Genomic DNA, 19,840 nt, shown 5'->3' with positions numbered 1-19,840 from the left:
TAATGGATAGGTTAAGGGGTGATTTCGTGTTACAACCGAAGACGCGTTGGAAAGAAAAAGAATATAATGAGGAACTAGTGAGTGAATTAGCAAATAAATTGCAACTATCACCTCTTGTGACTTCATTATTTCTTGGCAGAGGCTTAAATACAGAAGATAAGATTGTAGACTTTTTAAATACAGCAGATCAAGAATTTCATGATCCATTTTTACTTGAAGGAATGGATCGGACTGTAGAACGTGTGAAAAAAGCTATTGAAAATGGAGAACAAATATTAATATTTGGCGATTACGATGCGGACGGAGTAAGTAGTACGACTGTGTTATATCTTGCTCTCAAAGAATTAGGTGCAGAAGTAGAGTTTTATATTCCAAATCGTTTTACTGAAGGCTATGGGCCAAATGAAGAAGCGTTTCGTTGGGCGCACAGTGCAGGGTTCTCACTAATTATTACTGTCGATACTGGTATCGCAGCGGTACATGAAGCGAAGGTAGCGAAGGAACTTGGAATAGATCTTATTATTACAGATCATCATGAGCCACCACCAGAATTACCAGAGGCACTTGCGATTATTCATCCGAAATTAGAAGGCGGTGTTTATCCGTTTCATTATTTAGCGGGTGTTGGTGTTGCATTTAAAGTTGCACATGCACTTTTGGGTCGTGTACCAGAGCATTTGTTGGAAATTGCAGTAATCGGTACGGTAGCCGATTTAGTATCGCTTCACGGTGAAAATAGATTATTAGTACAGCGTGGACTGAAGCATATGCGAATGACTCGAAATATCGGTTTAAAGGCGTTATTTAAAGTCGCTAACGTTTCGCAAAGCGAAATTACAGAAGAAAGCATCGGATTCTCACTCGCACCTCGTATTAATGCGGTTGGTCGTTTGGAAGATGCAACACCTGCTGTACACCTTTTATTATCAGAAGATCCAGAGGAAGCGAAAGAGCTAGCTGAAGAAATTGATGAGCTGAACAAACTTCGAAAAGATATTGTAAAGCAAATTACTGAAGAAGCTATCGCTGAAGTCGAAAATAATTTCCCGCCAGAAGAAAATAAAGTATTAGTCCTTGCAAAAGAAGGTTGGAATCCAGGGGTAATTGGAATTGTCGCTTCTAAGTTAGTTGAACGTTTTTATCGTCCGACGATTGTATTAAGCATTGATCCTCATAAAGAAACAGCAAAGGGATCGGCTCGTAGTATTGCAGGATTTGATTTGTTTGCAAACCTTTCAGATTGCCGTGAATTGTTACCGCATTTCGGAGGTCATCCGATGGCAGCGGGAATGACGCTTAATATGAATGATGTGGATGAATTAAGACGCAGGTTAAATGAGCAAGCTGATGTAATTTTAACAGCAGAAGATTTTATTCCGATTACAGCAGTGGATGCATTTTGTAAAGTAGAGGATGTAACGCTTGCCGCGATTGAGGATATGCAAAAGTTAGCGCCATTTGGCGTAGGAAATCCGAAACCGCGTATTGCGGTGAAAGATGCCGACTTAGAAAGTATCCGTGCAATTGGATCTGATGGTTCGCATTTGAAAATGGCTCTTCGTGATGGACAAGCAACACTGGACACGATTGGATTTGGATTTGGTACTTATGCGAAAGAAATCTCTCCAGTTGCGAAGGTTTCTGTAGTAGGAGAAGTGTCCATTAATGAATGGAATAACTTTAAAAAGCCGCAATTAATGGTGCAAGATATTGCTGTAGAGGCATGGCAATTATTTGACTGGCGTAGTATGCGTAATGTAGAAGCAAATTTAGCAGAACTTCCGAAAGAAAAAATAACAATGGTGTATTTTTCTGAAGAGGTATTGAATAAATTTTCTTTAGAAGGCTATAAAGAACAGCTCGTGCATGCATCAGAGGTAGCTCATTTTGATGATCAATACATTGTGCTACTTGATTTGCCGAAAGGAACAGATGAATTAGGTGATGTATTTAAGGCTGGATTCCCAGCTCGAATTTACACGCTATTTTATCAAGAGAATAATCATTTATTTAGTACGGTCCCAACGAGGGAACATTTTAAATGGTACTATTCTTTCTTAAGCCAAAAAACACCATTTTCTTTAAGGCAATATGGGGAACAACTGTGTCGTCATAAAGGTTGGTCAAAAGATACAGTAAATTTCATGACACAGGTGTTTTTTGAGTTAGAATTTGTTACAATAAAAGACGGTGTCATTTTTATGGCAGACAAAAAACAAAAGCGTGATTTAATTGAATCGAACACATATCGTGAGAAAATGAACCACTTACAATTAGAGAAAGAATTGGTTTATAGCACATATCAGCAACTATATACATGGTTTGAAACGATTCGTGATCATAAATAAGTAGAACAGTTAGGGTAAAGGATTTGTATTTACAAACCTTTTATATCTGAGGAGGATTCAGAAATATGGATTTCAAGCAACATATCGCAATTGTACCAGATTATCCGAAAGAAGGTATTGTGTTTAAAGACATTACACCTTTAATGAACGACGGAAAAGCATATAAAGCAGCAACAGATGCAATCGTTGAGTATGCAAATAAAAGAGACATTGATGTTGTAGTAGGACCAGAAGCGCGTGGTTTTATTATTGGTTGCCCAGTTTCTTATGCATTAGAAGTAGGTTTCGCACCAGTTCGTAAATTAGGAAAATTACCACGTGAAGTAATTACAGTTGACTACGGTAAAGAATATGGAACGGATGTTTTAACAATCCATAAAGATGCAATTAAGCCAGGCCAACGTGTATTAATTACAGATGACTTATTAGCTACAGGTGGAACAATCGAAGCGACAATTAAACTAGTTGAAGAACTTGGTGGAGTTGTAGCAGGAATTGCATTTTTAGTAGAGCTTACTTACTTAGATGGTCGTAAAATGTTAGATGGTTACGATGTATTAGTATTAGAAAAATACTAATCATTATATAGGTGAAACTACGGTGATAAAAAAGTACCCGTGAATCTCTTGGAGAGGAGCGGGTACTTTTGTATAATTGCACAAAAAAACATGGTGAAATGTCAGTAAAATCTTTTCCTTTTCACAATTCACAATCATTGGGTTATAATGATAGAATATAATTTATTCTATTCAATAAAGATAAAGTCAATTTTCAATAAAAGGTGATTCGATGGCAAATGAGCAAGTACTAACAGCTGAACAGGTACTCGAGAAAGCAAGTCAATATTTAGCGGATGGAGATATTGAGCTAGTGGCACGTGCCTATGAATATGCGCGTGATGCACATAGCGAACAATATAGAAAATCGGGTGAACCATATATTATTCACCCAATTCAAGTTGCAGGTATTTTAGTTGATTTACACATGGATCCGGCTACAGTATCGGCAGGTTTCTTACATGATGTAGTGGAAGATACAGAAATTACATTAGAAGACATTGAACGGGAATTTAATAAAGAAATCGCTATGCTTGTCGATGGTGTTACAAAGCTTGGAAAGATTAAATATAAATCCCATGAGCAGCAACAAGCAGAAAACCATCGCAAAATGTTTATTGCAATGGCTCAAGATATTCGAGTTATTTTAATTAAACTAGCTGATCGTCTTCATAACATGCGTACATTGAAACATTTGCCTCAAGAGAAGCAGCGTCGCATTGCGAATGAAACGTTAGAAATCTTTGCACCTTTAGCACATAGACTCGGAATTAGTACTATTAAATGGGAGTTAGAGGATACGTCACTCCGCTATTTAAACCCACAGCAATATTATCGTATTGTAAATTTAATGAAGCGTAAACGTGCAGAGCGTGAAGAATATTTAGATGAAGTAATGACTGGTATTCGTGAGAAATTAAAAGAAGTTTCAATTCAACCTGAGATTTCTGGAAGACCAAAACATATTTACAGTATTTATCGTAAAATGGCATTGCAAAATAAACAATTCAATGAAATTTACGATTTACTAGCTGTACGTGTCGTTGTGAATAGTATTAAAGATTGCTATGCGGTGCTTGGAATTATTCATACGTGCTGGAAACCAATGCCAGGTCGTTTTAAAGATTATATTGCAATGCCGAAAGCAAATTTATATCAATCTCTTCATACGACTGTAATTGGACCAAAAGGTGATCCGCTAGAAGTGCAAATTCGTACGAAAGAAATGCATGAGATTGCAGAATTCGGAATCGCGGCACACTGGGCGTATAAAGAAGGAAAAACAGCAGAAACAACTGGTACATTAGAGAAGAAACTAACTTGGTTCCGTCAAATATTAGAATGGCAAAATGAAGCTTCTAATGCAGAAGAGTTTATGGAATCATTAAAAATTGATTTGTTCTCTGACATGGTATTCGTCTTCACACCGAAAGGCGATGTAATGGAATTACCACTTGGATCTGTTCCAATTGACTTTTCGTATCGTGTCCATTCAGAGATTGGGAATAAAACAATTGGTGCAAAAGTAAATGGGAAAATGGTGACCCTTGATTATAAATTAAAAACGGGTGACATCATTGAAATTTTAACATCGAAACATTCTTATGGCCCAAGTCAAGATTGGGTAAAGCTTGCTCAAACATCTCATGCGAAAAATAAAATACGTCAATTCTTTAAGAAACAACGTAGAGATGAAAATATTGAAAAAGGCCGTGAGCTTGTTGAAAAAGAAGTGCGTGGCTTAGAGTATGAGATGAAAGAAGTATTAGCGCTTGATAATTTAAAACGTGTCGCTGAGAAGTTTAACTTTGCAAATGAAGAAGATATGTTTGCAGCAGTTGGATATAACGGAATTACAGCAGCGCAAATTGTTACGCGACTAACGGACAAGTTCCGTAAACAACGTGAAGAAGAAGACATCGTTGAAGTTAAAGAAGTTCGTAAACCGATGAAAATTCGAAAATGGGATTCTGGTGTAAAGGTAAGTGGTGCAGATAATTTGTTAATTCGTTTATCAAAATGCTGTAACCCAGTTCCAGGTGATGATATCGTTGGTTATATTACGAAAGGTCGAGGCGTATCAATTCACCGTTGCGATTGCGTCAATGTGCATACAGAAGAAGCGGTGGAGCGTTTACTAGAAGTAGATTGGGAAGGTAGTCCTGAAAAAGAAATTGAGTACAATGTTGATATTGAAATTTCAGGCTATGATCGTCGTGGTTTATTGAATGAAGTATTACAAGCTGTTACAGAAACGAAGACGTATATCTCAGCTGTTTCTGGTAGAAGTGATCGTAATAAGATGGCAACGATTAACATGTCGATTTCTATTCGAAACTTACAACACTTGAAAAAAGTAGTAGAGCGCATTAAACGTGTTCCGGAAATTTATGCCGTACGACGCATGATGCATTAATAGGGAGTGTAGAAAAGATGAGAGTTGTTTTACAACGATCAAAGGAAGCGTCTGTCACAGTAGATGGCGAGATTGTAGGACAAATTCCATTCGGTTTAACATTACTAGTTGGCATTACGCATGAAGATACAGAAAAAGATGCAACTTATATCGCAGAAAAAATTGCAAACCTACGTATTTTTGAAGATGAGAGCGGAAAGATGAACCACTCTGTACTTGATATGAAGGGACAAGTTCTATCTATTTCGCAATTTACATTATACGGAGATTGCCGCAAGGGAAGACGTCCAAACTTTATGGATGCTGCGAAACCTGATTATGCAGAACATTTATATGATTTCTTTAATGAAGAAGTTCGTAAACAAGGACTGCATGTGGAGACAGGACAGTTCGGAGCAATGATGGACGTTTCTTTAATCAATGATGGTCCGGTGACCTTAATTGTGGATAGTAAATAGTGTTGCTTAAGAAGAGGGGATTATATAATCCTCTCTTTTTTATACATTGTTGTATGTTTTGTTCATTTATCCCGCTATTTGTGGGAGATCCACTGCTCGTAAAAGCCTGATTAGTGAGGGCTAATAATGAGTGGCGATGGACAAAACCCCTATTCATTAAAGTTTCACTTTATTTGGAATCAATAGCTGTTTTCAGTTATGTATAACTCTTTCATCAATATGGAACAATAACAAGTAAAACATCCATATTGAATGTGAGGGATATACGTATGCGTATGAATGAAAAAGGGCATTCTGTTACAAATGGTGCAAATCAACTGTTTAACGTGAATTTTCATGATTTTATTTCAAAAGAGCAAAACAATACTTCAATGGAGCTTGCTTCAGAGTTCGGAATTTCACTGCAAGATGTAAAGCGCCTAAAGAAGCAAATTGAGCGCTCTTAGAGCACTTGACAATCCTACTCAACAAACGTATAGTAATTTTATATTTACATATGAATATAGCCGTTGATAGAGGAGAGTAAATGAGATACACATGGAAAGAGAAGAAATGTCCTAGGCTGAAAACATTTCTACATGATGACTGATTGAATGACACTCTGTAGGTTTCAACTTGAAAGGCTTATACGCTTAGTAGAGATGAACGCAAATTTAAGCGTTATTAAAAAAGTGGAAGCATACGTGCTTCAATTAGGGTGGCACCACGGGTATAATACTCTCGTCCCTACTGTTCAAACAGTAGAGGCGGGAGTTTTTTTATTTTTATTAAGATTAAAACAATTTGAGGAGGAACTGAATATGTCTATTCAAATCCCACGCGGAACGCAAGATATTCTTCCAGGTAGTGTTGAGTTATGGCAGTATATCGAAGGGCAAGCGCGCGACATTTGCCGTCGTTACAATTATAAAGAAATTCGTACACCAATTTTTGAGCACACAGAGCTATTTTTACGTGGTGTTGGTGATACGACAGATATCGTACAAAAAGAAATGTATTCATTCCAAGACCGTGGAGAGCGTAGTTTAACATTACGTCCAGAAGGTACTGCACCTGTTGTACGTTCTTACGTTGAGAACAAAATGTTCGGTGATGCAACACAACCAACAAAATTATACTATATCGGCCAAATGTTCCGTTATGAAAGACCACAAGCAGGTCGCTATCGTCAATTCGTACAATTCGGTATTGAAGCAATTGGTAGTAACGACCCAGCAATTGATGCAGAAGTAATTGCACTTGCTGTAGAGTTTTACCGCGGTATGGGCTTAAAAAATATTAAAGTTGTATTAAATAGCTTAGGTGATGCAGCGAGTCGTCAAGCACACCGTGATGCGTTAATTGCTCACTTTGAGCCGCGCATCGGAGAATTCTGTTCTGATTGCCAATCTCGCTTAGAAAAAAACCCTCTTCGTATTTTAGACTGTAAGAAGGACCGTAATCATGAATTAATGAGCACGGCACCATCTATTACAGAATACTTAAACGAAGATTCAGCAGTATACTACGACAAAGTACAAGAACTACTAACGATGATGGATGTTCCATTTGAGAAAGATCCGAATTTAGTACGTGGTTTAGACTACTACCAACACACTGTTTTTGAAATTATGAGTGAGGCAGAAGGTTTCGGTGCCATCACAACATTAAGTGGCGGTGGCCGTTATAACGGACTTGTACAAGAAATCGGTGGACCGGAAATGCCAGGTATCGGTTTTGCGATGAGTATTGAGCGTTTAATTATGGCACTGAAGGCTGAAAATATTGAGTTACCAATTGAACATAGTATTGATTGTTACGTTGTAGCACTTGGTGAAAAAGCGAAAGACCGTGCTGCAAAAGTTGCGTTCGATCTTCGTAAAGCTGGATTATCAGTTGAAAAAGATTATTTAGATCGCAAAATGAAAGCACAATTTAAATCTGCAGATCGTTTAAATGCGAAATACGTAGCTGTATTAGGGGAAGATGAGCTAGATAAAGGCATCATTAACTTAAAAGATATGGCAACAGGCGGACAAGAAGAAGTAGCGTTAGATGTATTTGCTTCATATGTAGCAGAGAAATTAATATAGGGGGAACTTAAAGTGGCTGAAAGAACACATGCATGCGGGAAAGTAACAGTAGAAGCGGTTGGACAAACAGTTCAATTAAAAGGTTGGGTACAAAAACGCCGTGATTTAGGTGGATTAATCTTTATCGACTTACGTGACCGTACAGGTATCGTACAAGTTGTATTTAATCCTGAAACATCAAAAGAAGCGTTAGAAGTAGCAGAAACGATTCGTAGCGAATACGTATTACACGTAGAAGGTACAGTTGTTGAACGTGGTGAAGGCGCAATTAATGATAATATGGCAACTGGTCGTATTGAAGTACAAGCATCGAAAGTAAATGTATTAAACGCAGCGAAAACAACGCCAATCATTATTGCTGATGATACAGATGCATCAGAAGATGTGCGTTTAAAATATCGTTACTTAGACTTACGTCGTCCTGCAATGTTCAACACATTCAAAATGCGTCATGACGTAACGAAAACAATTCGTAACTTCTTAGATACAGAAGAGTTCTTAGAAGTTGAAACACCAATTTTAACGAAGAGCACGCCAGAAGGAGCTCGCGACTATTTAGTACCAAGCCGTGTGCATGATGGTGAATTTTATGCATTACCTCAATCTCCGCAGCTATTTAAACAGCTTCTTATGGTCGGTGGATTTGAACGTTACTATCAAGTAGCACGTTGTTTCCGTGACGAAGATTTACGTGCGGACCGTCAACCGGAATTCACGCAAATTGATATCGAGGCATCATTCTTAACGCAAGATGAAATTTTAGAAATGATGGAGCGTATGATGACGAAAGTCATGAAGGATGCAAAAGGTGTAGAAGTTAGTGCACCATTCCCTCGTATGAAATATGCTGATGCAATGGCTCGCTTTGGTTCTGATAAGCCGGATACACGCTTTGAAATGGAACTAAAAGACCTATCTGAATTTGCAGTAGGTTGTGGATTTAAAGTATTTACAAGTGCTGTAGAAAACGGCGGACAAGTAAAAGCGATTAACGCAAAAGGTGCAGCGAGCAAATACTCTCGTAAAGACATCGATGCATTAACTGAATTCGCCAAAGTATACGGTGCAAAAGGTCTAGCTTGGCTTAAAGTTGAAGAAGACGGCTTAAAAGGACCGATTGCGAAATTCTTCGGTGAAGAAGATGCAAACGTGTTAATGAGTACATTAGAAGCGGATGCTGGTGACTTATTACTATTCGTAGCAGATAAGAAAAGCGTTGTTGCAGATAGCTTAGGTGCACTTCGTTTACGTTTAGGTAAAGAGCTTGAGTTAATTGACGAAAGTAAATTTAACTTCCTATGGGTAACTGATTGGCCACTTCTTGAGTACGATGAAGATGCAGATCGTTACTTCGCAGCTCACCACCCATTCACAATGCCATTCCGTGAAGACGTTGAGTTATTAGAAACAGCACCAGAAAAAGCACGTGCACAAGCATATGACCTTGTATTAAACGGTTATGAGCTTGGTGGTGGATCACTTCGTATTTACGAGCGTGACGTACAAGAAAAAATGTTCAAAGCACTTGGATTCTCACAAGAAGAAGCACAAGAACAATTCGGATTCTTATTAGAAGCATTCGAATACGGTACACCACCACACGGCGGAATCGCATTAGGTTTAGACCGTCTTGTTATGTTACTTGCAGGTCGTACGAACCTTCGTGATACAATTGCATTCCCGAAAACAGCAAGCGCAAGCTGCTTATTAACAGAAGCGCCAAGCCCAGTTGCAGAAGCTCAGCTTGAAGAGCTAAGCTTAAAATTGAGCTTGAAAGAAGAGAAGTAAGAATAGAGTCTAGATGGTTATACTAACCCCATCTAGGCTTTTTTTATAGAGGTTGTTTAAAAAGTCCGGTTCAGATAACCGTCGCATCTCATCGTTGCTTATGCTAGTCCGGTGCTCGAGTAGTAAAGCTACACTGTGCTCCTCCTAGCATAAGTGCCTCGATCTGCTCGGTTCTCTAAATCCTCCTTTTTAAACGTATATTGAAGAGGTTGTTTAAAAAGTCCGGTTCAGATAACCGTCGCATCTCATCGTTGCTTATGCTAGTCCGGTGCTCGAGTAGTAAAGCTACACTGTGCTTCTCCTAGCATAAGTGCCTCGATCTGCTCGGCCATCTGAATCCTCCTTTGTAAACTTGCATTTAGGAAGAAGTAAAAGCCCGGTTTACACTATGTTTTCATTTTTAAAATATGTATTTTTAAGGATTCTATAACTTTTTCTATACAAATAGTCGGAAAAACGCTAGAATACATGGTAGACCATTTTTGTAATAGGAGTGTAGAGCTGAATGTTACATCAATTTTCACGTAATGAATTAGCCTTTGGAAAAGAAGGCCTTGAAATATTAAAAAATAGTACAGTCGGTATTTTAGGTATTGGCGGTGTAGGATCATTTTCGGCAGAAGCGTTAGCACGTTCTGGCGTAGGACGTCTTGTATTAGTTGACAAAGATGTTGTAGATATTACAAACGTAAACCGTCAAATTCACGCGTTAGTATCTACTGTAGGACGTTCAAAAGTAGAATTAATGAAAGAGCGTATTGTAGATATTAATCCAGAGTGTGAAGTAATTGGACTAGAGATGTTTTATACAGATGAAACATATGAAGAGTTCTTTAAACACGGTTTAGATTTCGTAGTAGATGCATCTGATACGATTACGTTCAAAATTCATTTAATTAAACAATGTTTACGTCGTAAAATCAAAATTATCTCATGTATGGGTGCGGCAAATAAAATGGACCCAACTCGTTTCCGTATTGCGGACATTTCTAAAACGCATACAGATCCAATTGCGAAAGTAATTCGTACGAAGCTTCGTAAAGATGGTATTAAAAAAGGTGTAAAAGTTGTCTTCTCTGACGAAAACCCAATCGTAATTCGTGAAGAAGTACGTAAAGAAATCGTACCAGACGAAAATGCAAAAATTCGTAAAGCGAAATTACCACCTTCTTCAAATGCGTTCGTACCATCTGTGGCTGGTTTAATTATGGCAAGTCACGTTGTACGTGAGCGTATTAAAAACGTAGAAGTGAAGCGTGTAGGGCAAGAATAAAAAGGAAGCATATATCGTTTAGGATATATGCTTTTTGTATGTTTTAAAGAAATATCGATGTCGAATCGTTAATATAATTACATTTACTGTGGTGCTTTTTTACTAAGGGAAAATAAACAGGGATGTCACTTAGTTGAAAAAGTGGCATCCCTGTTTTTAGTTTTCTGCAGAATATATAATATCTAAATTTCCATTTTGATCGGTTTTGAAAATCGGAGCAATTTGCTCTTCTTGTTCTTCGACCGAAACAAGTTTTCGAGCACGATCCATAATTCTAACAAGCATTGCATAATCTTCTTCGATTGCTTGTTGTTTTTTTGTGAGAACAGCTAATTTTGCTTCAAGTTCATTATTCATTTTTTGCAGGGAAGTGAGCTGATCTTGTAATACGTCATTTTCAGTTTGTAACTTTGCGAGTGAAGGGTTATTGTGCTCCAAGTTTTGCAAAAATGAGATGACATTTTGCATTGTAAGACCTTGTTTATTTGGGACAATATCTTCTGAAAACTCGGCATCGATTACGAGCTGCCGAGTTTGTGTGAACTGCTCTTTTTCTATTTTAGCTTCCGAACGCTTTAATTCTTTACGTTGTTTTTTTGCGATTTGCACCGCATCTTCATAATATGGTCTTACTTCAGCATTCCATCTAAAGCCACAAGCTGCTGAAGTTCGGTTTAATGTATCACCGACTTCATCGAATGCTTTTATTTGTGTACTTCCGCTGCGAATATGTCGTAAAACAGTTTCTGCTAAAAGGAGATCGTCTTCTTTTGTCCATGCATCTTGACGTGTTTTCATAAGCGAACCCTCCGTAATGGTGACGTTTTCGCTTATATTACCCTTTATTCTTCGTTTTATGCGAACTTTGTAATCTTTCATAAACAGTAGAAAGTGCTTGTTCAAATTTTCCTGTCGTTTTCGGTTTATAATATTGCTTGTTTTTAATTTTATCAGGTAAGTATTGTTGTTGTACCCAACCGTTTGGGTGATCGTGTGGATATAAGTATCCGATGCCTCTTCCTAACGATTCGGCTCCTTTATAATGACTATCTTTTAAATGACTTGGAATATCGCCTGTTTGGCCATTACGTAAATCGTGTAGTGCGGCATCGAGTGCTTTATAGGCCGAGTTTGATTTCGGTGATAGACAAAGTTCAATAACAGCATTTGCAAGTGGTATGCGTGCCTCTGGGAAGCCGACCCGTTCAGCTGATTCAATCGCTGCAAGTGTACGTTGTCCAGCTTGTGGGCTAGCAAGTCCGATATCCTCATATGCCATAATAAGCAGACGTCTACCGATGCTTTGTAAGTCACCAGCTTCAATAAGACGTGCTAAATAATGAAGCGCGGCGTTCACATCACTTCCGCGTACTGATTTTTGAAAAGCAGATAAAACGTCATAGTGAGCATCGCCACCTTTGTCGTGAACAAAACTCTTTTTCTGTAAGCATTCTTCCGCGATTTCAAGTGTAATTTCCGCGGCTTTGTCGTCAGTTGTAAAGCTAGATAAAACAGCTAGTTCAAGTGCATTATAAGCTGAGCGCATATCTCCGCCTGACGCATTTGCAAAGTGATGTAATGCTTCATCCGTAACAGTTACATCATATTCCCCAAGCCCTTTTTCTTTATCTTCAAGCGCTCGTTTTAAGCCAATTAAAATATCATCTTCTGTTAATGCGTGTAATTCGAAGATTTGACAACGACTTCGAATAGCAGAATTAATAGCATGGAACGGATTGCTTGTCGTTGCACCAATTAAAGTAAGAAGTCCGCTTTCTAAATGGGGTAATAGAAAGTCTTGCTTCGCTTTATCTAGCCTATGAACTTCATCCAAAATTAAAACGAGGTGCCGATGCATCTTCGCTTCTTGTACGACAACTTCCATATCTTTTTTATTATGAGTAACAGCGTTTAAGAGGCGAAACAGGGTTCCAGTACTTCCTGCAATTGCGCTAGCGATTGATGTTTTTCCTGTGCCTGGAGGACCGTATAAAATCATTGATTGAAAATGATTTGCTTGGACCATACGCCATAAAATCTTGCCTTCACCAACTAAGTGCTGTTGTCCGATAATTTCTTGAATATTTGTAGGGCGCATTCGATGTGCGAGTGGTTGTTTCATTTGACCCTCTCCCTTAATGTATAATCTCATTCTATCGTATCATTTTTTTTGATGAAATTTGAAATAGGATGCTGTTTTGTGGGGAAAACGAATACGAATATTCCTATTTTTCTTTCAATTGTAATAATTTCCGAGTTTTTCAATGTGATTTTATGTTATCATTTTGATACACAAGTTGAAATTTCTTATAATACTATATTATGCTATAATTTCATAGGATTTTAAATTGTGTTCTTTTATAAAGTGAAACTTTAATTAGTGGGGGTTTTGTTCATCCCCCACCTTACTTCTTTGCTCCAGCCGAATTGTGAGGTGGGAGTTTTACTGCCCGCAAATAGCGGGATAAATAAGATATAACCAATAGAAGTGAAAATTTGAAAAGAGGTGCAAAATAGATGAAGATTTCAACAAAAGGCCGCTACGGCTTAACAATTATGATCGACCTTGCAAAAAAGTTTGGTGAAGGCCCAATTTCATTAAAATCAATTGCACAGGCACATGACCTATCTGAGCATTACTTAGAGCAATTAATTTCACCACTTCGTAACGCTCGTCTTGTAAAGAGTACGCGCGGGGCATATGGCGGATATGTATTATCTGATCAGCCAGTCAACATTACAGCTGGAGATGTAATCCGTGTACTAGAGGGTCCAATTAGTGTTGTAGAAATGATAGAAGAAGAAGAACCAGCACAACGCCAATTATGGATGCGTGTTCGTGATGCGGTGCAAGAAGTATTAGATAGTACAACTTTAGAAGATTTAGTACGTTATGAGGAAGAAAATCACGGGGGCTATATGTTTTACATTTAATTCCTTGTGAAACGATTTGGAAAGAAGGAGATTTAATGGAACGCATTTACTTAGATCATGCTGCGACATCTCCGACTCACCCAGAAGTGGTCGAAAAGATGATTCCATATATGACAGAAACATTTGGAAACCCGTCTAGTATTCACTTTTATGGGCGTCAAACGCGCCATGCGGTAGATGAGGCGAGACGTGTGTGTGCACGTAGCATTCACGCGAGTCCAAATGAAATTATATTCACGAGCGGTGGTACAGAAGCTGATAATTTAGCACTTATAGGTGTAGCGCGTGCGAATCGTCATAAAGGTAACCACATTATTACAACGCAAATTGAACATCATGCGATTTTGCATACGTGTGAATTGTTAGAGCGTGAAGGATTTGAAGTGACATATTTACCTGTTGATGAAACAGGGCGTGTTCAAGTTTCTGACATACAAAAGGCACTAACGGAAGAGACGATTCTTGTATCTATTATGTTCGGGAATAATGAAGTAGGGACAATACAACCAATTGTGGAAATAGGAAAGCTGTTAAAAGAGCATCAAGCTTATTTCCACACAGATGCTGTACAAGCTTACGGTTTAATAGAAATAGATGTGAAAGAGTTTGGTATTGATTTATTATCGATTTCTGCTCACAAAATTAACGGCCCAAAAGGTGTAGGGTTCCTATATGCTGGTGCAAATGTGAAATTTGAACCGTTATTAATAGGCGGAGAGCAAGAAAGAAAACGTCGTGCTGGTACTGAAAATGTACCTAGTATTGCTGGACTTCAACATGCAGTTTCGCTAGCTGAAAAAACTCGTGAGCAAAAAAATGCCCAATATGAAGAGTTTAAAGATATAATGGTATCTGTCTTCAAAAATGAGGACATTCATTTCGAGGTAAACGGAGACTTGGAATATCGCTTACCACATGTGTTTAATATAAGTTTTACAGGAATGAATATTGAACCGTTTCTTGTAAACCTAGACTTAGCTGGTATTGCAGTATCAAGTGGTTCTGCTTGTACAGCTGGTTCGATTGATCCATCACATGTATTAGTGGCGATGTTCGGAAAAGACTCCGATCAAATACGTTCATCCGTACGCTTTAGTTTCGGACTTGGAAATACGAAAGAGCAAATTGAAAAAGCGGCGTACGAAACAGTGAAAATCGTGAAGCGATTAACACAAAATTAGCATGGGAGGTGACATGATGAACAAACTACCTCAAGAAACACGCGTTGTCATCGGGATGTCCGGTGGCGTCGATTCATCTGTAGCAGCTCTTTTATTAAAAGAGCAAGGTTATGATGTAATCGGAATTTTTATGAAAAACTGGGATGATACAGATGCAAATGGTGTCTGCACAGCAACAGAAGATTACAATGATGTAATTGAAGTGTGTAACCAAATCGGCATTCCGTATTATGCAGTAAACTTTGAAAAACAATACTGGGATAAAGTATTTACGTACTTTTTAGATGAGTACCGAGCTGGTCGTACACCAAACCCAGATGTAATGTGTAACAAAGAAATTAAATTTAAAGCATTTTTAGAGCATGCAATTGCACTTGGTGCTGATTATGTAGCAACAGGTCATTATGCACGCGTTGCTTATATGGACGGCGAATATAAAATGCTTCGCGGCGTTGATGACAATAAAGATCAAACATATTTCTTAAATCAATTAAGCCAAGAGCAACTATCAAAAACAATGTTCCCATTAGGTGAATTAAAGAAACCACAAATTCGCGAAATGGCGACAGAAGCTGGTTTAGCGACAGCGGCGAAGAAAGATAGTACTGGTATTTGCTTCATCGGTGAGCGTAACTTTAAAGATTTCTTAAGTAACTATTTACCGGCGCAACCAGGTGTGATGCAAACATTATCTGGTGAAGTGAAAGGGAAACATGATGGTTTAATGTATTATACAATTGGACAACGTCATGGCCTTGGTATTGGTGGTAATGGTGATCCGTGGTTTGCTGTGGGGAAAAACTTGAAAGAAAACATTTTATATGTTGATCAAGGATTCCATAACGAACTTCTATATGGTGATGAAGTTATTGCTACGAATGTAGGCTGGGTAAGTAATAAAGCGAAGGAAAAAGAATTTACGTGTACAGCGAAATTCCGTTATCGTCAAGCAGACAATAAAGTAACGGTTCAAATCGTTGATGAAAATACAGTTCGTATTCTTTGTGATGAGCCAATTCGTGCGATTACGCCAGGCCAAGCAGTTGTTTTCTATGATGGAGATGAGTGCTTAGGCGGCGCTACAATTGATGAAGTATATCATAGTGGTAAGAAATTAGATTATTTAGGATAACACGAGAAGCCTCTGCCGATTAGCGGTTAGAGGTTTCTTTTACATAAAGCGAATTTTTGTTCGCTTGGAAAATACATTCTTTGTTATAATTTGTTGTAGAGGTGAAGGATATGTCAAACAAACTTGAAACAGGTATTAAATATATGCAAGAAGGAAACTGGGAAGAAGCAGCTAAAAATTTCACAGAAGCAATCGAAGAAAATCCGAAAGATGCGCTTGGATACATTAACTTTGCGAATTTATTAGATGTATTAGGTGATAGTGAGCGAGCAATTGTATTTTATAAACGTGCATTAGAATTAGATGGTAAATCTGCGGCTGCTTATTATGGCTTAGGAAATGTATATTACGGTCAAGAGCAATTTGCAGAGGCAAAGGCTGTATTTGAACAAGCGATGCAAGTGGGATTACAATCAGCTGATGTAACATTTATGTTAGGTATCACGCATGTGCAACTTGGCAATGACCGTCTTGCGCTGCCATTTTTACAAAGAGCAACTGAATTAGATGAAAATGATGTAGAAGCTGTTTTCCAATGCGGACTTTGCTTCGCGCGACTAGAACATATTCAAGAGGCGAAACCTTATTTTGAAAAGGTATTAGAAATGGATGAAGAGCATGCAGATGCGTATTATAATTTAGGTGTTGCGTACGTATTCGAAGAAAATAACGAGAAAGCTCTTACTTTATTTAAGAAAGCGACTGAAATTCAAGCAGACCACTTTTTAGCTGGTAATGGTATTCGTTTATTAGAGCAAGAAGCTGAATAAAGTGAAATTATAGTTTAATGCGCAGTTACCCCTCATCTAAAGACTGTGAAAGAGGTGGGGGATGTACTGCTCATTAAAGTGAAAAGAACTCGGAAAGGAGAGGAAATATGGGAAATCAACATGCAATGGATTTGTTTGAGGAAGAGAAAAAATTTATAAAAGCGCAAGTTCTTCATACCATTTTCCACAACGAAGAAAACCTCTATTCCGTTGTCAGTATGAAAGTCATTGAAACGAATGAAACATACGACGAAAAAAAAGTAATGATAAACGGTCATTTTCCCCGTATGCATGAAGATGAAGTGTTTACATTAACAGGTCATTTTAAAGACCACCCAAAGTATGGAAAACAATATTTAGTTGAAACGTTTAAAAAAGAACTGCCACAAACAAAAGCAGGTATGGTGCAATATTTAGCGAGCGATTTATTTAAAGGGATTGGAAAGCGTACAGCCGAAAAGATCGTGGACCATCTCGGTGAGCATGCGATTTCTAAAATTATGGATGATCCTGATGCGCTAAATGGTGTTGTAAACAAGCAAAAGGCGCAGGAAATATATGAGACGATTATTGAGCATCAAGGGCTCGAGAAAGTGATGAGTTTTTTAAATGGTTACGGTTTTGGAACAAAACTTTCTATTAAAATTTATCAGCAATATAAAGAGATGACATTAGAAGTGATTCGTAATAATCCGTATAAACTTATTGAAGAAGTGGACGGAATTGGATTTGGAAGAGCAGATGATATAGGGCGTGCAATCGGAATAACGGGCAATCACGACGACCGTGTACGTGCAGGGTGTTTTTATACGTTAGAGAATATTTCATTACAACTCGGTCACGTGTATATGGAAAAAGGTCAGCTTGTAAGAGAAACGATGTCACTTTTAAATAATCAAGAAGGCGGAGTGACTGAGGAAGATATTGTAGGCTGCGTTGAAATGATGCAAAGTGAAGGGAAAGTCATCATAGAAGAAGAGCGTGTGTATTTAGCTTCGTTATTTTACTCTGAAAAAGGCGTTGTAAAGTCCATTCGCAGGCTTATGAATCAAGAAGAAACCCCTGCATTTCCTGAAGCAGAAGTGTTAAAGACATTAGGTGAAATTGAAGAACAGCTAAAGGTACAGTATGCGCCGCTTCAGCAAGAAGCAGTTCAAACTGCACTTCATAAGCCGATGATGTTATTAACAGGTGGACCAGGGACGGGGAAAACAACAGTTATTAAAGGAATTGTTGAAATGTATGCGTCACTTCACGGAGTATCATTAAATCCGAATGAATATAGTGATGATAATCCATTTCCAATACTATTAACGGCTCCAACAGGAAGAGCAGCGAAGCGAATGAGTGAATCGACGGGGCTTCCGGCGTGCACAATTCATCGCCTGCTTGGATGGACGCCAGAAGGGTCTTTCCAGCGCAATGAAACAGACCCTGTTCAAGGGAAGCTCCTTATTATTGATGAGTTTTCGATGGTAGATATTTGGCTGGCAAATCAATTGTTTAAATCCTTGCCGACGAACATCCAAGTAATCGTTGTAGGTGATGAAGACCAATTACCATCGGTAGGACCTGGACAAGTGTTGAAAGATTTATTAAATGCAGGTGCCATTCCAACGGTAAAACTCACAGAAATTTATCGTCAGGCAGAAGGTTCGTCTGTTATTCAGCTTGCCCATGCGATAAAAGACGGAACACTTCCGTCAGATTTAGCACAAAATAAAAAAGATCGTTCATTTATCAGCTGTGCAGGTGCTCAAATTGTTGAGGTTGTTAAAAAGGTTTGTGAAAATGCTAAGACAAAAGGCTTTAGTGCAAGAGATGTACAAGTGTTGGCACCAATGTACCGCGGACCAGCAGGTATTAATGTGTTAAATGAAGCTCTTCAAGAAGTGTTTAATCCGAAAAAAGAAAAGAGTAAAGAAATTGCCTACGGTGACGTTGTATACCGGCGAGGTGATAAAGTACTTCAATTAGTCAATCAGCCGGAAAGCCAAGTGTTTAATGGTGATATTGGAGAAATTGTTTCAGTATTTTATGCGAAAGAAAATGTCGAGCAACAAGATATGATTATCGTTTCATTTGATGGAATTGAAGTAACATATACAAAGCCGGATTTAAATCAAATTACGCATGCCTATTGCTGCTCGATTCATAAATCACAAGGTAGTGAATTCCCAATAGTTATTATGCCAATTGTAAAGAGCTACTACCGTATGTTACGTCGTAATTTAATTTACACGGGTATTACAAGGAGTAAGAAATTCCTTATTATTTGCGGGGAGGAAGCAGCGTTTCAATCCGGTGTAAATCGCCTTGATGATGCAATGCGTCAAACGACTTTAGCTGGCCGATTGCAAGAATCACAAGGAGAAGTGCAGATGGTGACGGTTAATGGTGAAGAAATGGACGTGGAAAACATTTCACCGTATGATTTCATGTAACAAGGTGAAATTATATAGTGAACCTTTCAAACGTATAACGTTGAAAGGTTCTAGCAATGTATAAATGAATGCAGTTTGGACATAATGGCGAATAGAATCTGGGAGACTGTAAGGAGATGAAAGCCATATGTTCAGTTGTCCAAATTGTAAAGGGAAAGACATCGGAAAAATAGGTGTCAACCAATTTTATTGCTGGAATTGTTATATCGAATTATCGGTTTCAAAGGGGAAAATCCATACACATCAAGTAGAGGAAGATGGTTCATTAAGCTCTCTTGATGATTTATTTGATGATAATGAAAGAACGATCGGATAACGAAAAGGGGGATTTACTTTGAATCTACGCAATTCATTAATCGCATTAGGTGTTGGAGCTGCAGCATATCAATATGCTCGCAAACAAGATGTATTCTCAAAACGCAATGTGAAAAAAGCACGTAAGATGATTAAGTCTTATTTATAAGGCG

General features: G+C 38.2%; 17 protein-coding genes and 1 other annotated feature. Of the genes, 15 read left to right on the top strand and 2 right to left on the bottom strand.

Features of this window, described 5'->3' with window-relative positions:
* Positions 1 to 26 precede the first annotated feature (26 nt).
* The 8 genes from recJ (at position 27) to ABH955_RS10985 (ending at position 10,912) form a co-directional block, all read left to right on the top strand.
* Entirely contained in the window at positions 27 to 2,348 is a 2,322-nt protein-coding gene (gene recJ / locus ABH955_RS11020) for a single-stranded-DNA-specific exonuclease RecJ (RefSeq protein ID WP_002138444.1), read from the top strand.
* 65 nt (positions 2,349 to 2,413) lie between these two features.
* Positions 2,414 to 2,926 carry an adenine phosphoribosyltransferase gene (locus ABH955_RS11015; RefSeq protein WP_002015305.1) on the top strand — a complete coding sequence of 171 codons (513 nt, stop codon included), beginning with the start codon at positions 2,414 to 2,416 and terminating at the stop codon, positions 2,924 to 2,926.
* 211 nt (positions 2,927 to 3,137) lie between these two features.
* Positions 3,138 to 5,321 (top strand): GTP diphosphokinase, encoded by a 2,184-nt coding sequence (gene relA, locus ABH955_RS11010; RefSeq protein WP_002138443.1) that lies wholly within the window; start codon positions 3,138 to 3,140, stop codon positions 5,319 to 5,321.
* A 17-nt stretch (positions 5,322 to 5,338) separates the two neighbouring features.
* Positions 5,339 to 5,779 (top strand): D-tyrosyl-tRNA(Tyr) deacylase, encoded by a 441-nt coding sequence (locus ABH955_RS11005; protein ID WP_016092357.1) that lies wholly within the window; start codon positions 5,339 to 5,341, stop codon positions 5,777 to 5,779.
* Between the two features lie 269 nt (positions 5,780 to 6,048).
* Complete coding sequence (locus ABH955_RS11000; protein WP_001242605.1) at positions 6,049 to 6,225, top strand: hypothetical protein; 177 nt, start codon at positions 6,049 to 6,051, stop codon at positions 6,223 to 6,225.
* A gap of 54 nt (positions 6,226 to 6,279) precedes the next feature.
* Positions 6,280 to 6,510: a binding site (T-box leader), on the top strand.
* Positions 6,511 to 6,579: 69 nt separating this feature from the next.
* The gene (gene hisS, locus ABH955_RS10995; protein ID WP_012261743.1) at positions 6,580 to 7,851 is read left to right on the top strand and encodes a histidine--tRNA ligase; all 1,272 of its coding nucleotides are present in this window, start codon (positions 6,580 to 6,582) and stop codon (positions 7,849 to 7,851) included.
* Between the two features lie 12 nt (positions 7,852 to 7,863).
* On the top strand, positions 7,864 to 9,639 hold the full coding sequence (gene aspS, locus ABH955_RS10990; protein WP_002067242.1) for an aspartate--tRNA ligase: 1,776 nt from the start codon (positions 7,864 to 7,866) through the stop codon (positions 9,637 to 9,639).
* A 505-nt stretch (positions 9,640 to 10,144) separates the two neighbouring features.
* Positions 10,145 to 10,912 carry a tRNA threonylcarbamoyladenosine dehydratase gene (locus tag ABH955_RS10985; RefSeq protein WP_404491108.1) on the top strand — a complete coding sequence of 256 codons (768 nt, stop codon included), beginning with the start codon at positions 10,145 to 10,147 and terminating at the stop codon, positions 10,910 to 10,912.
* Between the two features lie 156 nt (positions 10,913 to 11,068).
* Here ABH955_RS10985 and ABH955_RS10980 read toward each other — a convergent pair whose 3' ends face one another.
* Together ABH955_RS10980 and ABH955_RS10975 are read right to left on the bottom strand one after the other, a co-directional pair.
* On the bottom strand, positions 11,069 to 11,710 hold the full coding sequence (locus ABH955_RS10980) for an RsfA family transcriptional regulator (RefSeq protein WP_113935634.1): 642 nt from the start codon (positions 11,708 to 11,710) through the stop codon (positions 11,069 to 11,071).
* 37 nt (positions 11,711 to 11,747) lie between these two features.
* The gene (locus tag ABH955_RS10975) at positions 11,748 to 13,034 is read right to left on the bottom strand and encodes a replication-associated recombination protein A (protein ID WP_002067244.1); all 1,287 of its coding nucleotides are present in this window, start codon (positions 13,032 to 13,034) and stop codon (positions 11,748 to 11,750) included.
* Positions 13,035 to 13,429: 395 nt separating this feature from the next.
* Here ABH955_RS10975 and cymR point away from each other — a divergent pair, with 395 nt between their 5' ends.
* From cymR to ABH955_RS10940, 7 genes are all read left to right on the top strand, one after another.
* Positions 13,430 to 13,846, top strand: a complete 417-nt coding sequence (gene cymR, locus ABH955_RS10970; protein ID WP_000704117.1) for a cysteine metabolism transcriptional regulator CymR — start codon at positions 13,430 to 13,432, stop codon at positions 13,844 to 13,846.
* Between the two features lie 35 nt (positions 13,847 to 13,881).
* The gene (locus ABH955_RS10965) at positions 13,882 to 15,027 is read left to right on the top strand and encodes a cysteine desulfurase family protein (protein WP_002067246.1); all 1,146 of its coding nucleotides are present in this window, start codon (positions 13,882 to 13,884) and stop codon (positions 15,025 to 15,027) included.
* Positions 15,028 to 15,043: 16 nt separating this feature from the next.
* A complete protein-coding gene (mnmA, locus tag ABH955_RS10960; RefSeq protein ID WP_002088752.1) occupies positions 15,044 to 16,159 on the top strand; it encodes a tRNA 2-thiouridine(34) synthase MnmA in 1,116 nt (371 codons plus the stop codon).
* 110 nt (positions 16,160 to 16,269) lie between these two features.
* Positions 16,270 to 16,929, top strand: coding sequence for a tetratricopeptide repeat protein (locus ABH955_RS10955; RefSeq protein WP_113935633.1), 660 nt, complete (start codon positions 16,270 to 16,272; stop codon positions 16,927 to 16,929).
* A 107-nt stretch (positions 16,930 to 17,036) separates the two neighbouring features.
* Entirely contained in the window at positions 17,037 to 19,373 is a 2,337-nt protein-coding gene (recD2, locus tag ABH955_RS10950) for an SF1B family DNA helicase RecD2 (RefSeq protein WP_404454131.1), read from the top strand.
* A gap of 127 nt (positions 19,374 to 19,500) precedes the next feature.
* On the top strand, positions 19,501 to 19,689 hold the full coding sequence (locus ABH955_RS10945; RefSeq protein WP_002015288.1) for a hypothetical protein: 189 nt from the start codon (positions 19,501 to 19,503) through the stop codon (positions 19,687 to 19,689).
* A gap of 18 nt (positions 19,690 to 19,707) precedes the next feature.
* A complete protein-coding gene (locus ABH955_RS10940) occupies positions 19,708 to 19,836 on the top strand; it encodes a YrzQ family protein (RefSeq protein ID WP_002015286.1) in 129 nt (42 codons plus the stop codon).
* The last annotated feature ends 4 nt before the right edge of the window (positions 19,837 to 19,840 follow it).

The sequence above is a fragment of the Bacillus sp. RC240 genome (genome assembly GCF_044907945.1).
In the GTDB taxonomy this organism is placed as follows: domain Bacteria; phylum Bacillota; class Bacilli; order Bacillales; family Bacillaceae_G; genus Bacillus_A; species Bacillus_A mycoides.
Note: the sequence above shows the minus strand (reverse complement) of the source record. Positions and strands in the feature narration are given on the sequence as shown.

Coding starts and splice junctions, on each gene's coding strand:
- ABH955_RS11015 (WP_002015305.1), top strand. CDS start 2,414: ATGGATTTCAAGCAACATATCGCAATTGTACCAGATTATCCGAAAGAA.
- relA (WP_002138443.1), top strand. CDS start 3,138: ATGGCAAATGAGCAAGTACTAACAGCTGAACAGGTACTCGAGAAAGCA.
- ABH955_RS11005 (WP_016092357.1), top strand. CDS start 5,339: ATGAGAGTTGTTTTACAACGATCAAAGGAAGCGTCTGTCACAGTAGAT.
- ABH955_RS11000 (WP_001242605.1), top strand. CDS start 6,049: ATGCGTATGAATGAAAAAGGGCATTCTGTTACAAATGGTGCAAATCAA.
- hisS (WP_012261743.1), top strand. CDS start 6,580: ATGTCTATTCAAATCCCACGCGGAACGCAAGATATTCTTCCAGGTAGT.
- ABH955_RS10985 (WP_404491108.1), top strand. CDS start 10,145: ATGTTACATCAATTTTCACGTAATGAATTAGCCTTTGGAAAAGAAGGC.
- ABH955_RS10980 (WP_113935634.1), bottom strand. CDS start 11,710: ATGAAAACACGTCAAGATGCATGGACAAAAGAAGACGATCTCCTTTTA.
- ABH955_RS10975 (WP_002067244.1), bottom strand. CDS start 13,034: ATGAAACAACCACTCGCACATCGAATGCGCCCTACAAATATTCAAGAA.
- cymR (WP_000704117.1), top strand. CDS start 13,430: ATGAAGATTTCAACAAAAGGCCGCTACGGCTTAACAATTATGATCGAC.
- ABH955_RS10965 (WP_002067246.1), top strand. CDS start 13,882: ATGGAACGCATTTACTTAGATCATGCTGCGACATCTCCGACTCACCCA.
- mnmA (WP_002088752.1), top strand. CDS start 15,044: ATGAACAAACTACCTCAAGAAACACGCGTTGTCATCGGGATGTCCGGT.
- ABH955_RS10955 (WP_113935633.1), top strand. CDS start 16,270: ATGTCAAACAAACTTGAAACAGGTATTAAATATATGCAAGAAGGAAAC.
- recD2 (WP_404454131.1), top strand. CDS start 17,037: ATGGGAAATCAACATGCAATGGATTTGTTTGAGGAAGAGAAAAAATTT.
- ABH955_RS10945 (WP_002015288.1), top strand. CDS start 19,501: ATGTTCAGTTGTCCAAATTGTAAAGGGAAAGACATCGGAAAAATAGGT.